Annotated in this window: 18 protein-coding genes; 1 reads left to right on the plus strand and 17 read right to left on the minus strand. The window is 56.4% G+C overall.

Going from position 1 to position 17279, the window contains the following annotated elements; genetic code table 11:
• Nucleotides 1–212 precede the first annotated feature (212 nt).
• The 12 genes from C8273_RS08915 to C8273_RS08970 all read right to left on the minus strand — a co-directional run bounded on the left by C8273_RS08915 (nucleotide 213) and on the right by C8273_RS08970 (nucleotide 11630).
• A complete protein-coding gene (locus C8273_RS08915) occupies nucleotides 213–974 on the minus strand; it encodes a glycosyltransferase family 2 protein (RefSeq protein ID WP_106627379.1) in 762 nt (253 codons plus the stop codon).
• Nucleotides 974–2365, minus strand: a complete 1392-nt coding sequence (locus tag C8273_RS08920; protein WP_106627380.1) for a sugar transferase — start codon at nucleotides 2363–2365, stop codon at nucleotides 974–976. The genes C8273_RS08915 and C8273_RS08920 overlap by 1 nt, the downstream gene beginning before the upstream one ends.
• A gap of 18 nt (nucleotides 2366–2383) precedes the next feature.
• Nucleotides 2384–3724, minus strand: coding sequence for a GumC family protein (locus tag C8273_RS08925; protein ID WP_106627381.1), 1341 nt, complete (start codon nucleotides 3722–3724; stop codon nucleotides 2384–2386).
• Nucleotides 3725–3743: 19 nt separating this feature from the next.
• On the minus strand, nucleotides 3744–4502 hold the full coding sequence (locus tag C8273_RS08930) for a polysaccharide biosynthesis/export family protein (RefSeq protein ID WP_106627382.1): 759 nt from the start codon (nucleotides 4500–4502) through the stop codon (nucleotides 3744–3746).
• Between the two features lie 75 nt (nucleotides 4503–4577).
• On the minus strand, nucleotides 4578–5519 hold the full coding sequence (locus C8273_RS08935; RefSeq protein ID WP_106627383.1) for an AEC family transporter: 942 nt from the start codon (nucleotides 5517–5519) through the stop codon (nucleotides 4578–4580).
• A 99-nt stretch (nucleotides 5520–5618) separates the two neighbouring features.
• Nucleotides 5619–6404 (minus strand): histidinol-phosphatase HisJ family protein, encoded by a 786-nt coding sequence (locus C8273_RS08940; RefSeq protein WP_106627384.1) that lies wholly within the window; start codon nucleotides 6402–6404, stop codon nucleotides 5619–5621.
• Nucleotides 6401–7270: a 16S rRNA (adenine(1518)-N(6)/adenine(1519)-N(6))-dimethyltransferase RsmA gene (rsmA, locus tag C8273_RS08945; RefSeq protein ID WP_106627385.1), complete on the minus strand. Its 870-nt coding sequence runs from the start codon at nucleotides 7268–7270 to the stop codon at nucleotides 6401–6403. Before rsmA ends, C8273_RS08940 begins: the two co-directional genes overlap by 4 nt.
• Nucleotides 7270–7806 carry a ribonuclease M5 gene (gene rnmV, locus C8273_RS08950; RefSeq protein ID WP_106627386.1) on the minus strand — a complete coding sequence of 179 codons (537 nt, stop codon included), beginning with the start codon at nucleotides 7804–7806 and terminating at the stop codon, nucleotides 7270–7272. The genes rsmA and rnmV overlap by 1 nt, the downstream gene beginning before the upstream one ends.
• 139 nt (nucleotides 7807–7945) lie before the next feature.
• Complete coding sequence (locus C8273_RS08955) at nucleotides 7946–8245, minus strand: DUF2442 domain-containing protein (RefSeq protein WP_199821091.1); 300 nt, start codon at nucleotides 8243–8245, stop codon at nucleotides 7946–7948.
• 10 nt (nucleotides 8246–8255) lie between these two features.
• Nucleotides 8256–8927, minus strand: a complete 672-nt coding sequence (locus tag C8273_RS08960) for a dTMP kinase (RefSeq protein WP_106627388.1) — start codon at nucleotides 8925–8927, stop codon at nucleotides 8256–8258.
• Nucleotide 8928: 1 nt separating this feature from the next.
• A complete protein-coding gene (locus C8273_RS08965) occupies nucleotides 8929–10380 on the minus strand; it encodes an aminotransferase class I/II-fold pyridoxal phosphate-dependent enzyme (protein WP_106627389.1) in 1452 nt (483 codons plus the stop codon).
• Entirely contained in the window at nucleotides 10377–11630 is a 1254-nt protein-coding gene (locus C8273_RS08970) for a sensor histidine kinase (RefSeq protein ID WP_106627390.1), read from the minus strand. Before C8273_RS08970 ends, C8273_RS08965 begins: the two co-directional genes overlap by 4 nt.
• A 160-nt stretch (nucleotides 11631–11790) precedes the next feature.
• On the opposite strand from C8273_RS08970, the gene C8273_RS08975 reads away from it, so the two are divergent.
• The gene (locus C8273_RS08975; RefSeq protein ID WP_106627391.1) at nucleotides 11791–12246 is read left to right on the plus strand and encodes a nitrous oxide-stimulated promoter family protein; all 456 of its coding nucleotides are present in this window, start codon (nucleotides 11791–11793) and stop codon (nucleotides 12244–12246) included.
• Nucleotides 12247–12299: 53 nt separating this feature from the next.
• Here the strand turns inward: C8273_RS08975 and C8273_RS08980 are convergent, their stop codons facing one another.
• The 5 genes from C8273_RS08980 to C8273_RS09000 form a co-directional block, all read right to left on the minus strand.
• Complete coding sequence (locus tag C8273_RS08980; protein WP_106627392.1) at nucleotides 12300–12824, minus strand: methyl-accepting chemotaxis protein; 525 nt, start codon at nucleotides 12822–12824, stop codon at nucleotides 12300–12302.
• A gap of 105 nt (nucleotides 12825–12929) precedes the next feature.
• Nucleotides 12930–14159, minus strand: coding sequence for a copper amine oxidase (locus C8273_RS08985; RefSeq protein WP_106627393.1), 1230 nt, complete (start codon nucleotides 14157–14159; stop codon nucleotides 12930–12932).
• 29 nt (nucleotides 14160–14188) lie between these two features.
• A complete protein-coding gene (locus C8273_RS08990; RefSeq protein WP_199821094.1) occupies nucleotides 14189–14992 on the minus strand; it encodes a polysaccharide deacetylase family protein in 804 nt (267 codons plus the stop codon).
• A gap of 56 nt (nucleotides 14993–15048) precedes the next feature.
• Nucleotides 15049–15981, minus strand: coding sequence for a DNA-binding protein WhiA (gene whiA, locus C8273_RS08995; RefSeq protein ID WP_106627394.1), 933 nt, complete (start codon nucleotides 15979–15981; stop codon nucleotides 15049–15051).
• Between the two features lies 1 nt (nucleotide 15982).
• Nucleotides 15983–17278, minus strand: a complete 1296-nt coding sequence (locus C8273_RS09000; RefSeq protein WP_106627395.1) for a gluconeogenesis factor YvcK family protein — start codon at nucleotides 17276–17278, stop codon at nucleotides 15983–15985.
• Nucleotide 17279: the final 1 nt, after the last annotated feature.

Genomic DNA, 17279 nt, shown 5'->3' on the forward strand with positions numbered 1-17279 from the left:
AAAAAATAGAAGTAACTCCTCTACAGCTGTTCCCCTTCTTGATTCATTGATAAAATGAACTTTGTCAGATTTGCACTTTTCACCTGATTGAGAAGGATAACTAAATGTAGAGATATGTTCTGTTGAGAATTTTTCAAAAAACATGCTAAAATAAAGTACTGATTCTATATGTGTTCCATTCGCCCCTTTCGATGATTCCGGGCTTACGAAAACTACATCCCCCTATAGTGTTTATGTAGTCCCCGCGCGGCATAGAACATCAGATAATAGACGGATTTTAACCATGAGAGTCCTTGCGTCTTACGATACACCTGCCACGTCCACGCAAGGCTTTGTTGTTTGCTTGCAGTGAGCGAATCTGCACTCTTACGATAGCGTGCGAGATCCTCATGCAGGGCGTAGGCTCGCCCTCCTCCTTGATGCAACAGATTCAACCATGTCACATAGTCTTCATGACGAACATGCGGCATTTCAATATGTGGAAATATCTTGCGATCAAGCATGACTGTCAGACAGCCGATATCATTCCCCTTCAGAAGCTCATGATAATCGACGCTATCATGTGTACGTATTAACTTTCCTGGCATCGCCGGATCTTTATAAAACTGTCGATATTCTGTATACGTAAACCCGCTGCCATTGCATTGCATAAACTCAAGCTGTCGTTTCAATTTATTGGGAAGCCAGAGATCATCACTGTCGAGAAAGGCCAGATAGCGACCTTCTGCAGTTCTAATAGCTCTGTTGCGGGCTTCTGCGACCCCCATGTTATACTCTTGACGATAATATTTTATGCGCGAGTCCGTATGCACATACTCTCGAACAGTCTCGGCAGTCATATCCGTTGATGCATCATCTACCACAATCAATTCCCATTGTGTATGAGTTTGATCTAGAACAGACGAAATGGATCCGCCAATAAATGTCGCACTGTTGTAAGCAGGCATAATTACGGAAACAAGTTTATCCTGCACTAAAAATCACCATATATATCTTTCCGAATATCATATTTCGTCAAGTCAATCTCCTCTTGAAATTGAGCTGTACCTTCTGTTGCACTTTTCGTAAATAAGACCTTAACGGTCTGTATAATAATAGTCAAATCCGTCAAAATACTACAACGCTGAATATACATCAAATCATAAATCAATTTGTCAAACGGCGTGGTATTATATTTCCCATAGACCTGTGCAAGCCCTGTAATACCGGGCTTTACGTTATGGCGGTATGCGTATTCAGGCATCTCCTCAATGTATTGTTCAACAAAAAAAGGACGCTCCGGACGTGGACCAACGATGCTCATATCTCCAACAAGAACATTCCAGATCTGAGGAAGTTCATCCAATCGAACAGCACGCAAGAACCGTCCCAAGGCTGTAATACGCGGGTCATTTTCTTGTGCAAGCATCGGACCGCTATATTTCTCCGCATCCACACGCATGGTACGGAATTTATAAACACAAAACTCTTTCCCGTTTCTGCCCGTCCGCACCTGACTATAGAAAATCGGTCCACGATCACTAAACTTAATCGCAAGAGCTGTGAGCAGCATAAGGGGAAGCGCGCAGGCAAAACCAATCGCCGCAACGCTCAGATCAAGCCCACGCTTAAGTGTCCGCACTTCAAGGGTGGGGCGCAGTACCGACGGGCGAAACACGGGGATGTCATCAATCTTGTCAAGTTCTGCACCGCTACAAAAAATCTCGAATGTATTCGGTATCAGCAAAGGACGTTTTCCGTGCTGATAGCAAAAGTTAATCACTTGAACTTTATGGCGATGCCGCATACCGGGGCACATAATGATGACATCCACAGAGGCGGCGGACTCTTTCCATAGAGAGTTTTGCATGTCAGTACAGACATACTTCAGCTTCATATTGAGATGACGCTGTCGGGAAAGTCGGTTATAAACGTGGGTACATTCTTCCTCAGAACCAATGAGCAGCACATCTCTCACGGCATAGACATGCCGCTCAACCCGCCATGCGAGATAACGCCAAATCGACAGAAGAAAAAACTGCAAAAAAACCGTCAGGAGCAACACCGAGCGAGAGCAGGATAGCTCCTGGATAAAGAAACTAAGCGCAAAAATAAGAATCAGCGCGCAAAGATTCGTCACTGCAACGCTAAGCAAAACCTCTGCGAACCTTTTTGTAGCAATGGAATACAGCCCGTTGATATTTAGAAGCAGCCCAGTTAAAACAATAAGCAGAGGGAACAAACTCCCATAAGAGTATAGATTGGCGGGCAGCATGTCGTCGTTTAAAATGATAGAAACCGAGATGAGATAGGATACGCCCATCAACAGAATATCTCCAACGAGCATAACCAACTTACGCGATTTTGGAAACTGTTGCAGGCGCATATTCTCCCCCCATTTCTCTTATTGTTGTCTCTTGTATAGAATGACGCCGTACCCAAAAGCAAGGAAGCATCCAAGTAAAAAGCCCACTGCGGTAATCAGTGCCTTGCGCGGCGCTACCGGTTTCTCAATATCCGGCAGATCCGCAGGATCTACGATCTGGATGTCCATGCTCTCCATCGCCGCCTGGATCTTGTGCTGTTCACTCTGTTTGACCAGATTTAGATAGACTTCATTTTGAATGGTTACATTACGCTGAAGGCGAACATACTCAAGAACATCGTCCGGCAGCTTTCCGATCTCTTCTTCCTTTTTTCCCCACTCTTCTTCGACGGCTTTTTTGCTGGCTTTCGCGACAGAGAGTCCGACAGAAGCGAGTGCCTGCTGTTTTAGAAGTTCGGACTGGGTCGGATTCAGCGTCACGGCATTGGACTCCACAGAGGCAGTGACCTCGTTATGCAGACTCTTTTCAAGCTGCTGCAGTTCCTCCTCTGCACGTTGGATGCTAGGATGTTTGTCCGTATAATTCTGCCTGAGTCCGACAAGTTCGACCTGCTTTGCAACGATTTGGGAACGCAGTTCTTGTACGATTTTATTATCCGAGACACTATACACCCTACTGCTCATCTTTTGTTCCTCAAGCGCAGTATTTGCGGCATCTAGGGAGGCCTGTCCGGACTTGATGGAAACTTCGAAGTCCGCCATCGCCTTGTCAAACCCCAAGATTTGGCTGAGTGCATGCTTCACCTGATCATCGGGGCTGTATATTTTGTGCTCCTTGCTGAACGCTAGGAGTTTTGCCTCGGCATCCTCAGAGGCCTCTTTGCTCTCATCAATACGTTTTTCAAGGAATGTTACGAGTAGGGACTGCGTCTGCTGATTCATATCCGTCTGCATGAGAAGGAAGTTATCCACCACAGTCTGCGAGATGCGCTGCGCCTCTTCCGGTGACTCCCATCGCGCAGAAACTTCGATCAGATTTGTCCCCTTTGTATTTTTGATATCAAGATATTTTTTTGCGAACGCCTTTGCGGTCGGTTTCTTTTCTTCCCCATCAAAGTCAAGGCTGTCAATAATCGGCTCAAGCACCGTCCGCGACTTCATCAACTCCATATAATTCATTGTCGGCGAGGATGCGCCGGACCCACCAAGCGCCGCAAGAGCCGCTGCCGTACCGGATGACGAAGCGTTTGCACTGCTCGTCTGTACCAATGTCGTGGACTCATACTGCTTCGGCAGGACAAACGCAATCACAAGAGCAACGAGCGTGCAAGCTCCAACGATGCCAAAAATAACCGCCTTACGCTCACACATAACCCGAAACAGACGTCCGAGATCGATCGAATCTTCATTGCGTTCCATTATTCAATCTCCTCCCGACTTACTTCGTCAAAGCCTTATACATCGCCCACACGCTGACGTATGGCAGAACATCCTCGTCTAGCTTAATACCATTGGAACGCGGTACATAGATGATGTCTCCATCTTGAAGCACGACGTTCTGTGTGAGATCATGTTTCTTGATGTAGTTTTTGATATTCAGCGTCTTATAGTACATGGTATCGCCCACAACGCGCAGCACCTGTACCTGTGTGCTGCGTCCACGACGTTTGATGCCGCCGGCAGAGGAGAGTGCTGCATAAGCGTTGAGATTATCAGCACCAAGCTCGTGAATTCCAGGTGCCCCCACTTCCCCCATGACATAGACCTTGCGGGGTCCGTAGGAACTCATGATCAGCGACATATCCGGGAAGCGCAGATACTGCCCCATGCGCTCCATCAGCACAGCCTTCGCCTCATCAAGAGTCAGTCCGGCAAGTTTCACGGAGCCGACATAAGGTAGCTGTGCATAGCCGTCGGGACCGATCATGATGTCGCTCATTCCGGCACCTTCAGGAAGTCCGATGACCTGGATATCAATGACATCATACTTCGTCAGGCGGTAGGTCTCAAGCAAACGATCCGGGCGAAGGGTAGCCGTCTTAAAGTCGCCGCCCTCGACAACACGATGCGGCATATCGCTCGCAATATCGGCATTGACAGAGGCATCCTCTGCCGCCTGTACGGACGGTGCCATGATGCCAACACATCCCGCAACAACAAGAGCGCCGAGTGCTGTGAGACCTTTCTTTCTTATCATTTCAGACGGACTCCTTTTCTTATTACGACTTAGTCCTAAGTATACAAAATTTTGTTAGGTTGTCAACCTATTGTGTTAGAAAAAGCCCAATGTCTTGAGCAAAAAGACCCAGCCAAAGATCGTCAAGCAGGACAGCGCACTGCTGTATACGACGCAGTTGCCCGCCAGCTCCGCATCCGCCTGCATCTGCTGTGCCATGGCAAAGCCGGCGACGGCGCAAGGTGTGGAAAAGATGGCGATGAGCGTGACGAGTTCAACGTCCCGAAAGCCAAGTGCAACTGCTAGTGGAAGTACGAGGGCGGGTACGATGATGAGACGAGCGGCAACCGAGAAGATCAGCTGGCGCAAGTGTGTGTGGTAGCTGCCGCCGTGGAACGATGCACCGAGGATGATGAGGGCGACAGGCGTGGTCGCCGCCGCAATCTGCGCGGCGGGTTTGAGGATAGGCGCAGGGATCGGCAGCTGCACGAGCCGGCACAATGCCCCCGCAATCGCACCGAGGATCATGGGATTCATGAGTACGCCACGCAGAATGTGCAGGAGATCAAATCGCCCGCCGCGAAAGGTCTCGAGGACAAATACGCCGAGAACGTTATAGAGAGGGACGATCGCCGCAATCATCATGGTTGGGATCGCAATCGCCGCATCCCCAAAGATATTTGCGACGAGCGGAATGCCCATCAGGACATAGTTGCCGCGAAAGGCAGCCTGAATCATCGGACCGCGCCGCGCGTTATCAGGCTCAATACGGCAGACGATGATACCGAAGACGAGAGCCGTGAGGAGCACTCCGCCCGCACCAAAGATCATGAGCAGTGGCTGAAACGCCGTCCCCGGATCGGAGATGTAGATGTTGTAGAACATCATGAAGAAGAAGAACACACGAAACACCATACGGTTGACATGCAGGAGTTCTTCCTCACTCAGAAAGCGAGATCGCTTCACAAAGACACCGACCGCCATCAGACAGAAGAGAGGCACAACGCCGCCGAGCGCGACAAAAAAATTACTGAGCACAAAAACGCCTCCCCATCCATAGCCTGTATTATAACAGGAAAGTGACGGAGAGGCAACGGACAAAAAGTGTGCATACAAAGTAGATAAATGCACTGTATTCTACTCACAAAGCCGCATCTTACGTTCGCGGAATGTAATGATCGTGAGATCAAACGCACGGGCGAGTTCACGCGCACGGTTATAGCAGCGACCGATGCCCTGCGGGACGTGGGCGTCGGAGCCGATGGTGACGTAACGCCCACCGAGCTGACGATAGCGGCGGTAAATGGGCGCGAGTTCTTTGATGCCGCGCGGTACGGAGAGGCGGCGTGTGTTGATCTCGATGGCGGTGTCCGTCTCGACAAGGGCGCGCAGGACAGCGTCGATGTCCTCCGAAAACGCGCCATACGAAATCTCGGGATTGTCAAACGGCGCGTTGCGCGCGATGTAGTCGATGTGGGCGAGCGCGTTGATAAAGGGATGCGCATAGATCTCGTCGCGCATGACGGTGAAGTATTCGTGATACATCTCGCCCTTTTCGCGCCCCTCAAAGGTCTCGGGATAGTAGAGATCCTTCACATCCAGAAAATGAATCGATGCAAGCACAAAATCAAACGGGACACGCCGCAGGAATGCGGCGTTTTTTTCACGCGCACTTGCCATCATTCCCATCTCGACGCCAAGCGAGAGCATCCCGTCCGCGCGCAGGGGTTCATACTTTGCCCAATACGCCTCGGGATCAAAGATAAACTCCTCCGTGCCCGCCGAAGGATAGTCATAGTCCAGATGCTCGGTGAACACGAGCCCGAGTCCCTGTTTCTCTGCCTCGCGAAGTGCATCCGCCGCCTTCATCTCAGAATCAGCGGAGAACTCCGTATGAACATGGCTGTCAAAGTACATCGTCATCCCTCCAAGCGCCCGACCGCATCGGACAGGCGTGCAAAATCCGCAAGGGAGAGCTGCTCCCCGCGCATATTCTCTGCAATGCCCGCCGCCGCGAGTCCCGCACGACTCATCTCCTTGGTCAATCCCGCACCTGTAAGCGCATTGAGGAGGGTCTTGCGCCGCTGGCCGAATGCGGCGCGAACAAGGCGGAAGAAGAGTTTTTCATCGTGCGGCTGAACTGTGGGCACGTCCTGCACATGACAGGCAATGACGGCGCTCGTAACCTCGGGTGCGGGCAGGAAGGAGCGCGGCGACACGTCCATGACCATGCGCGGCACGGTAAAATACTGCACGGCGACGGAGAGTGCGCCATAGTCCTTCGAGCCGGAGCGCGCCGTCATGCGGACGGCGACTTCCTTCTGCACCATGGTGACGAGGCGTTCGATGGGCAGTCGCTGTTCAAGAAGCGTCATAATGATCGGTGTAGTGATGTAGTAGGGCAGATTCGCAACGACCTTGCATCGTTCCCCTGTGCGGAGTCCCAGAGTCTCAGGGATGTTCAGCTTTAGAATATCACCCGGCACAATAGTCACGTTGTCATAGCCCCTCAGCGTCTCCGCAAGTACGGCGGGAAGTTTTTTGTCCAGCTCGACAGCAACGACGCGCGCACCACTCTCGGCGAGTCCCTGCGTGAGCGTACCGATGCCGGGGCCGATTTCAAGCACAATGTCCGCTGGGGAAAGTTCTGCCGCGTCGACAATGCCCTGCACGACGCTCCGATCCACGAGGAAGTTCTGCCCAAGGCGTTTGCTCGCACGCAGGTGAAATGCACTGAGGATGTGGCGTGTGACCTTCGGGTCGGCGATCACGGGGATACTTGCGTTCATCATAGCTCCTCTATTGCTGTTATAAATTCCTCGCGGGTAATTCCGTACGTGTTGAGACGGCGGAGAAAGGTCTTCGCATTCGCAAAGCCAAGACCAAGATGGCGTCCAAGGCGTGCGCGGCGTACGGCGGCGTCGTCTGTGCCTGTCAATCCGTGCATCATCATGTCACTTATCGAAAAGATCTCTGCAGGGGCATCCATCGGTGTCCGCACCCTTTCGAGCGCCGCACGGATCGCGTCGGGACTCGCCTGCTCGACGCCGACATCGCCGTCGTTCAGATTCGTCGCATCCTCGACGGGAATGAAGGCATGACGTGCGCGTGGGAATATCTCCGTGAGACGCGCACGGATGCGCTCGCCGACGGTATCGGGATCGGTGAGGACGATGATGCCGCGCTTCTCGTAGGCGGCGCGGATATTTTTGATGGCGGCGCTGCGCAGACGGAATCCATCCGTGATGATGCAGTCCGCCTCAACCGCACGCCGCACCGCCAATACATCCATCTTTCCCTCGACGATGATAACTTCTTTAATCACAATCGGCTCTTACGCTCCTTAGCCTGACACGCCACTGGATTCGCCCCTTCCACCACGCTTCGCGTGGTTCCCCTCCCCCGTTGCGACGGGGGAGAATTTTTTACTGCTCCACCATAACACAAGACAGGCTTGTAGAGAATTATGCAGATTCCTCAAGCGGATCCTTTACTACAGGGGCTTCATAGAGGACAAAGGGATCGATGTCAATACATTTCGTCGCGTCGCGATTTCCTGTGAGATCCCATGCCACAGAGCCATTCATGACGGTCATCGTATTCACAAAAACCTGCCGGTCACGCAGCTGTGCAAAAACGCCCGTCCCCATGACAAGCTCTGAAGCATCGTAGCAGTGTACCGTTCCGTCGTTGAAATAGGCATAGACGATATAGTTGTCACCAGGGACAACCTGCAGTACCTCCGGATAAAACCGTGAATCCATCGTACTCATCTCACAGCCGCCTCGCAATTTCCCCATACAGGCTCTCATGGATCTCCGCGATCGGCAGCGGCTCCCCATCCGCGCTCGATGGAATTCGCACCCAGCCGTAGCGCTCGGCGAGGAGGACGTAGGCGTCGTGGGCGCGTTCGAGGTAGGCGGCGTCGCGCTCGTGGATGTCGGGCGCAGCCCCCTTTGCCTCTGCACGCATGGCGATGAGACGCTCCGCCGCGCGTGGCTCCATGTCGAGGAAGAATACGGCATCGGGTACAGGCAGTCCCATCTTGCGGAACTCGAGGTCGTAGAGCCAGTCAAGAAAAATGTCGCGCTCCGCCGCATCCCCGATCTTCACCGCCTGATACACCATGTTGGATGTGGTATAGCGATCAGCTAGGATGATGGCGCCCGCCTCATAGTCCCGCCCCCACTTCATCCGATAGGAGGCATAGCGGTCGACGGCAAAGAAGGTCGACGCCGCATAAGCGTTCACATCGTCCGCATGCGCACCGAAGTCGCCGCGCAGATACATCCGCACGAGCACGGACGAGTCCGCCTCATAGTCGGGAAAGGTCACGGGCACGACGCGGTGTCCTTCACGCATAAGCCGCTCGGCTAAAAGCCGCGTCTGTGTCTCCTTGCCCGAGCCGTCCCCCGCCTCGATGATGAAGAGTTTTCCGTTTGCCATATCAGCCTTTCGCAATCACCATGAGTGTTTCGAGCAACGCATCCGCCGCTCCCACGACGCGCGCCCCGATTGCCCTCATGGCACGCAGATACGTGAGTGTCTCCGCATCAATCCGATCGCCGGGCGCAAGTACGGGAATGCCCGGCGGATAGAACACAATCGTCTCCGCCGCAGTCCGCCCCTCGGCGTGCTCCACCGGAACACGCTCGCCGCGTGCAAAATACGCAGCGCGCGGCGAAAGCACCGTCTCTGGAATCGGCGGCAGCGCTAAAAACGACGCCGCCCCACGCGAGGTACACAGCGGTGCGCACGATGCCGCCATATCCCGCAGCGCCGCAAAAATCCGCTCCGCCTCACGCGCTCCGTCCGCATAGGAGAGGAGGAGCAGCACATTCCGCGCATCGGCAAGCTCGCACGCGATATTGCGCCGCCGCAACTCTGCCTCCGCCGCAAAGCCCGAGAGTCCGAGTCCCGTGACCTGCACCGTGATCTTCAGCGGATCAAGCGCAAGACGCCCTGCCCCGCCCATATACTCCGCACCGAACGACCAAAGCCCCGGGATCTCGTTGATGCGGCAGCGCAGCTCATCTGCGCAGCGAATCGCGGCGGCAAGGCGTTCCCGCCCATCCGCCGCCATTTGCGCACGCGCGAGATCAAGCGAGGCGAGCAGGATCTCATTGGGGCTTGTCGACTGTACGATGCCCGATGCCGCCCGAATACGCTCCGCCGGCACACGCCCGCCGCGTGCGAGCAGCATCGATGTCTGCGTCAGCGAGCCGAGCAGCTTATGCGTGCTCTCCGCCGAGAGATCCGCCCCCGCCGCCATCGCAGACGGCGGCAGTTCATCGGAGAACGCGAAGTGCGCCCCATGCGCCGCATCCACAAGCAGCAGCATATCATGTGCGTGCAGGACATCCGCAATCGCGGATAGTTCCGTCGCCACGCCGTAGTACGTCGGATAGACAAGGAGCACCGCACGCGCCTCGGGATGCGTGCGCACCGCCTCCTCCACCGCCTGCAGCGATACCCCCATCGCAATCCCGAGCCGCGTGTCGATCTCCGGCTGCAGGTACACAGGATGTACGCCCGTGAGGATCATCGCCCCCACGATGGAACGATGCACATTGCGCGGCACAAGCACAACATCACCGGGCGCGAGCGATGCCATCAGCATCGTATGGATCGCGCCCGTCGTCCCGTTCACCATAAAGTACGCCGCATCGGCTCCGTACGCCTCCGCCGCAAGCTCCTCCGCCGCACGGATACAGCCCGTCGGTGCATGGAGATCATCCAGCTCCGCCGAGAGCGAGACATCGGCACACAGCCCCTCCTCCGTAAAGAAGCGGCGCAGGAGCGGATGCGCCCCGCGCCCGCCCTTGTGTCCCGGCGTATGACAGGGCAGAACGCCGAGCCCCGCGTACCGGAGCACAGCCTCCGCGAGAGGCGCGCTCAATTCTCCTCCACCATGCGGTTCTGCACGCGCAGGTGTACCTTCGTCCCCTTCCCCGGCTCAGACAGGATCTGGATCGCTGCGCCGATGATTTTCGCACGCTCCTCCATGCCGATCACGCCGAAGTGGCGCCCGCGCAGCCGGCGCTGTGTCTCCATGTCAAGCGCATCGTCCGATTCCTCCAGCTCCTCCGTCAGATGGCTGGGATCAAAGCCGACCCCGTCATCCGCAATCAGTACGGTAAGCGCCTGCGCCGTATAGTGCATGCGCACGCGCACCTTGTTCGTCTTGGCATGATGGACGACATTGTTCAGCGCCTCCTGCACAATGCGGAAAATCGCGATCTCCACATGCTTGGGCAGCGTGTAATGCTCACCCTCCATGCTGAACGTCCCATGCAGCTTTCCGCGCTCGCCAAAGAGTTGAATGAGCTGTTCCACTGCCTGTGGCAGTCCCAGATCATCGAGCGCCATCGGACGCATATCGAAGATGATCTGCCGTACGCCCGTAAGACATTTGCGAAGCTCCTCGCGCAGCTCTGCGAGCGTCTTCTTCGCCTCTGCCATATCCTTGTCCATCAGGCGTTCCGTGATCGTCGTAGTGAAGAGGGCATTCGCGAGATCCTGCGCGGGTCCGTCGTGAATCTCGCGTGAGATGCGGTAGCGCTCCTCCTCCGTCGCCTTGATGATGCGCGCGCCGACGAATTTGTCCTTCTGCACCGCCTCGATCTTCCAGAGCACGCCGCTGACCTGCGTGCTGAGATAGCTGAGTACCGAGCCGATGGAGAGTGCCATGTGCTCCGCACGCGCCACGACGTTGTGCAGATAGCGCAGACGAATCTCAAGCTTGTCGCGCTCCACGCGCATCGTCTGCTCTTTCTCACGCTCAATCGCCAGATTGATCTGGATGATCGAGACCGCCTCGTACGTCTCGCGGATCTCATCCTCCGTATGCTCGGTGAAGTTCCGACTCACTGCGGCAAGTCGCTGCTTCGCCTTTTGCTCATCCGCCGCAAGCGCATCCACACGCTCGATGGACTCCGCAACGCGCTTCTTCAGCTCTGCCAGACGCGTGCGCGCATCATCCACCTCATTGCGCGTATTCTGATAGATGTCAAAGATCTGCGTCTTATTGTCCTCGATCGTGTCGATTGTACTCGTCAGCAGCCTGCGCAGCTGTCCCTCCTCAAGCCCCTCCACGACCTGCTCCGTCTCCAGCTCCGTGCTCATACGTCCCCGTTGCTTACTCGTCATCGTCCCCTCCTGCACACTGTCATGCGCCTATTGTACCCCATTTCCCCGTAAAAGTCACGCAGACTTCTCCCTTGCTTTTTCCTTAAAAAATCGGTAAAATGACGAAATGGAGAGAAAAGCGCACTGCGCCAAAATATAAACGAAAGCACAGGTGAACTCGATGAGCATCTTTTCACGCTTCCTGCCGAAGCGCAAACCGCCCGAACTCAAGAACAACATTCCGAAGGAAAAGGAGAACATCCGCAAGACCTTCGGTGTCTACTGCAAGAAGCACCACAGCCCAAAGGAAGGAAAGCTGTGCCCCTCCTGCACCGCCCTCCTTGCGACCGTCTTTACGAAGATGGATCGCTGTCCCTACGGCATCACAAAGCCGATCTGCGACCGCTGCGACCGCCCGTGCTTCGGCGCGAAGGCAACGCAGGAATTCCTCACGATCATGAACTCTGCGCAGCGCGGCATGTTCCTGCGCCACCCGATCATGACGATCAAGCACAAGCTCGCGAGCATGGGGGTCGACTACGCCAAGTACCAGCAGGAGAAGAAGGTCAGCGACAAGGCAAAGGCAAAGGAGAAGTCAGCGAAGGCACGCGCGAAGGAAAAAGAGAAGAAGAAGTAAACGGCATACAAAAAATCCCGCGAAGTCGCGGGATTTTTTGTATGCCGTTACGATCAAGCAAGCTTCTTGATATAGTCCTTGAGCTCGTCCGCCGCACGCGTCACGCGCGAGAGGTTCGCGGTAATCTCCTGCGTCGATGCCGCCTGCTGCTCGCTGATGGAGCCGGTCGTCTCGATCGACTTCGAGATATCCTCCACGGCTCGGTTCATCTCGTTCAGCGTCACCTGAATGCGCTCCGTGGCCTCACGCGACTGCTCGGCGAGCTTGCGTACCTCCTCGGCAACAACGGCGAAGCCACGCCCCTGCTCACCGGCACGCGCCGCCTCAATGGCCGCATTCAGACCGAGCAGATTCGTCTGCCCCGCAATGTTCGTGATGAAGTCGATGACTTTAATCGTGTCTGCATTGCGCTCCTGCAGGAACTTCGCCTGCTTGACAGACTCCTGTCCTGCGCTCGCGAGCTCCGTCGCACTCTTTGCGACCTGCTCAATCGCCTCATAGACCGTCTGCGTCGAGGTCGCAATCTGCTCAATCGCAACAAGCAGACGCTCGTGATCAATCTTCGTCTCTTCTGCCATATTTTCCTTCCTCCCTGATCCACCCGGGTTTGAATGATTCCGTGTATTCTCTCACTATATTGCTAATTCAACGTATTTAATAAAAACCCTTCTTTGGATAAAAATTTATCTCTCCGGCATCAAAATGATATTCACCGGCAGATTGGATGCACCGGGCGGCGAGTACTCGAACTGCACGGGCGACGCACTCGAATATGTGCCGAGATCGGACAGCTCCGTATACTGCGTCAGGAAGAGCAATCCCTCCTCTCGCGCCTGTGCCACGTTCGGCGGCTCCGGCAGTGTCTGGTCGCCGAAATAGGGACGGGTCGCAGGTGTCTCAAGCATACGCCGCTGCGCCCCGCTTTCCGCACGCATCGCCCCCGCATACACGCCGCCGAGGGGACTCAGGAAGTAGCGCGTATTCTCGCGTCCCGTCGTCGGGATCTGGATCTGATAGAGAATGCCGTAGTTGCCGTAGTTGACAACCGCCGACCCATCCGTCGCGTCAATCCCATGGCGATAGACATCGTGGATGTTGTCACCGATGGGGAAGTAGACCGCGCCGTCCATCGTCGGACGGTAGACCTTCTGTGATGTAATGACGCGGTTCATACCGCGAAATGTGCCGCGCAGTGCAATCTCATCGCGCGGCAGAACATGTGCCGTACGCAGAAATGCAAAGGGATCGACATCCGCTCCGTACATGATGACGGAGACGCGCACGGGCACATTCGTGTGGAAATCATAGACGCCGTAGGTGAGCTGTCCCGGTGCAAGCACCGCCACATTCATCGCGGGGGTTAGGAGGCGCGGGCGCTCCTTCGTCACATAGATGCGCTCGTTCATCTCCCGTGTATCGAAATAGCCGATCTGCGTTTCCTTGCCGACGTGCAGATAGTCCGTGCTCGGCGCAGCCGCCGCTCCGCGTGTCACCGTGACCGTCGCAAGATCCGCCTCCGTCTCAAGAATGACGGCGACCTTCTTCGGCTGCGGTGTATCGTTCAGATGATAGTAGAGAACGCGTGCATCCCCCGTTACGGTATCGCGGTAGAGGATCCCTGTCTCCTTGACATACTCCGGACTGTCCGAAAAGAGCAGCGTGCCGCCCGTATCGTAGGACTCCACCGGCCAGCGGTGCATGAGGCGCGAGGTGCCGGGGGAAAAGATACGGTTGCGTGGCTCCTCCGTCGAGCCAAGAATGCTCGCAACACGGTCACGGATATTCGCCTGTGCCGCTCCGCGCTCACGCACAATCGTCGTCCCCGCTCCGCGCTGCGCCGCAGTCCCCGTCCCCGCCGTACAGAGGAGGGCGAGTGTCAGTGCCGCCATTTTTTGAAACAATCCCTTTTCCATGCTTTCTCTCTTACATTCCCTTCCATTTCTCAGTGTACAGTGTGCATCTTCGCCCGCAGTCCTGCGACTGCCTCACGCAGCCCCTCGGGCAGCTGTTGGAGCCGTTCGTCCAGCCGCGCGGCGAGATCCGCCTTTAAGAGGCGCAGACGGAATTCCATCAGCCCGAAATGCGGCGGCGGAACATTGACACGGCGCAGGAGATACGGATTCGTCGTGAGCGTGTTCAACCCCGCCTCTCCTGTCACCGCCGTTAAATACTGCTCCTCCTCCAGCATGGCAACAATGCCGTCGTCATAAGCGCCGTTCGGATAGGAGAAGCTGTAGATCGTCTTCAGTCCGCGCCACTCAAGCATCAGCTTTGAGAGGCGCAGTTCATCGCGCTGCTGCTCGGGCGAAAGCGTTGTAAGCGGCAGATGGTTCGCTGTGTGACCGCCGATCTCCATGCCGTGCCGCTCCAGATCAAAGAGGTTGTCCCACGTCAGGTAGCCCGGCTGCCCGATCTTGTTCGTCACCATATAGAACGCCGCCTTCATTCCGCGCTCCTCAAGCATGGGCAGGACGACACGCCAGTTGTCCTCATATCCGTCATCAAAGGTGAGGATGATGGGCTTTTCTGGGAGCTGCTGCTTCCCCTTGCGCGCACGTGCGTAGTCCTGCGGTGTAATGGTCGTATACCCCTGTGCCGCAAGATCGTCGAGCTGTGCGGCAAAGTCCTCGGGCGGCACCACGTACGGCTTTGCATCGGGGGACGGATGCTCCGTCACCATGTGATACTCAAGAATGGGAAATCCCGTCGGCGGCTCTGCGGTCAGAACCCACGCCGCAAGAGCCATGAGTAGGAGCACGGGTATGGGCAGCCCCTTCGAAAGCAGCCGCACAATTCTTCTGGTCAAACTGATACCTCCTCCGCCGCCGCACGGATCTTCCGCAGGCGATGGCTCATTCCTGACTTACTGATGTGGCAGAGTGCCGCGAGCTCCGCCATGGTGATCTCCGGATGGGCGCGGCGCATCTCTGCTGTCTCGCGCAGATCCTCCGGCAGAGCTGCGAGCCGCCCTGCCGCCGCAAGGCGCTCGATTGCCGCCAGCTGATCCGCCGCTGCATCTACGGCACGCTGCAGATTTGCCGTCTCCACGTTGACGAGGCGGTTCACCTGCGCACGCACCTCTTTGAGGTTGCGCGCGACCTCGATCTCCTCCGCCGCCTCCTCCGCACCGATGAGCGCAAGGAAGTCCATGACCGCATCCCCCTCCTTGAGATAGACGACGTAGGCATCATGCCGGTCGGTCAGCCCCACAGGAAAATGCAGACGGCGCAGGAGCGTATGCAGTGTCCGTCCCATCGCCGCACTCTTCGATGTGATTTCGAGATGACAGCTCGCCTCTGGGCGATTGACACTCCCTCCGCCGAGAAACGCGCCGCGCAGATACGCTGCACGACAGCATTTTCGGCGCAGGAGCAGCACATCCGTCCCCGCGCGCAGCGCCTCCCCGCCCGTGAGGAAGCCGAGCCGCGTGAGGAGCGGTGTGACACTCTCGCCCGCCGCGATATTGACGATGTATTTGCGGCGGCGCAGCTGCGGCGTACGCTCCATCGCAACCGAGGTCTCAATCGCCGCATCCATCGTGCGCAGAAGGCGGATCACGCGGCGCGCAACGGCAGCGCTCGCCGCCTCAAAGCGCAGCCCAAGCCCATGCGCGCCGTCCGTCACCATTGAGGCACCCATGCGCAGGAGCGCGGCGAGTTCCGCCGTCTGACAGCATTCGCGATCCGTATCCGTGCGCGAGAGCGCGTTCTTTACATCCGAGGCAAAGGACGGCATCTCAGCTCACCCGAAAATCGTAGATCATGCGCATGACATTGCGGCTGAGCTTGTCCGGATCATGGCGCACGGCATCCGTCTGATTGATGATGTCTGCCGCAACAAAACCAATGCCGAGCGCATTGATCTGTGCCTCGTCCACCAAAACGGGTGCAATCCCCTCTGCCGCATATTTTTCACGCAGTTCTTCCGAGATCGGCGCATTGTTCACGAGCATAAAGTCGATGGCGCCGCGCCCCCCATGCTTGATGATTGCCTCTGCGTGCATGGACGCCGTATAGCCGTCCGTCTCACCTGGCTGCGTCATGACGTTGCATATATAGATCTTGAGCGCACGGCTCTTCCGAAGCGCCTCTGCCACCCCATTCACGAGCAGATTCGGCATAATGCTCGTATAGAGACTGCCGGGACCAAGGACAATCGCATCTGCCGTGTGAATCGCCTCAAGTGCAGCCGGTACTGGCGCAACATCCTGCGGATAGAGGCGCACACTGCGGATGCGCCCCGGTACCTCTGGGATGTGCGACTCCCCCTCAACGACGGTTCCGTCTTCCAGAATCGCGTCGAGGCGCACGGACTCCTTCGACGCGGGGAGCACGCGCCCCTTGACCGCGAGAACCTTCGAGGACTCGCGCAGCGCCGTCTCCATATCGCCCGTTACCTCTGCCATTGCCGCGAGGAAGAGATTGCCGAAGCTGTGTCCTGCGAGATTGCTGTGTCCCTCGAACCGGTGCTGAAAGAGTTTTTCCATCAGCGGCTCGGTGTCGGCAAGTGCGACGAGACAGTTGCGCAGATCACCGGGCGGAATGATGCCCAGTTCCTCGCGCAGACGCCCCGAGGAGCCGCCGTCATCCGCGACGGTCACGACCGCCGTCACATTGCTCGTCAGTTCCTTGATCCCGCGCAGGAGTACGGAGAGTCCGTGCCCGCCGCCGATCACGGTGACCGCAGGACCGCGGCTGAGACGCGTCTTTTCATACACGAGATCCACCAGACGCGCCGACGTGCCCTCCGGCATCAGCGCCGTTATGACGGAGCGGATGATGTGCCGTGTCGCCACGAGCATGAGCGCCGCGCCGAGGAGCAGAATGAGTCCGCCTGCAATCGCCGTAAAGCCGTAGTCGTAGCTGCCCTGCCACGTATAGACGAAGCGGAAGATTGCCTCCTCGATGCTGTCGATGTATTTGTAGTTGAAAATGAGCGCGGCTCCAAGCCCCACCGCGAGCGTCCCGACGGCAAAGACGAAGAGCCATCGCTTGAACCCCATGCCGGGATAGAGCCATTTTATGAGGTGCATA

Origin of the sequence: Candidatus Centipeda massiliensis, assembly GCF_900290285.1 — a bacterium.
Classification (GTDB): Bacteria; Bacillota; Negativicutes; order Selenomonadales; family Selenomonadaceae; genus Centipeda; species Centipeda massiliensis.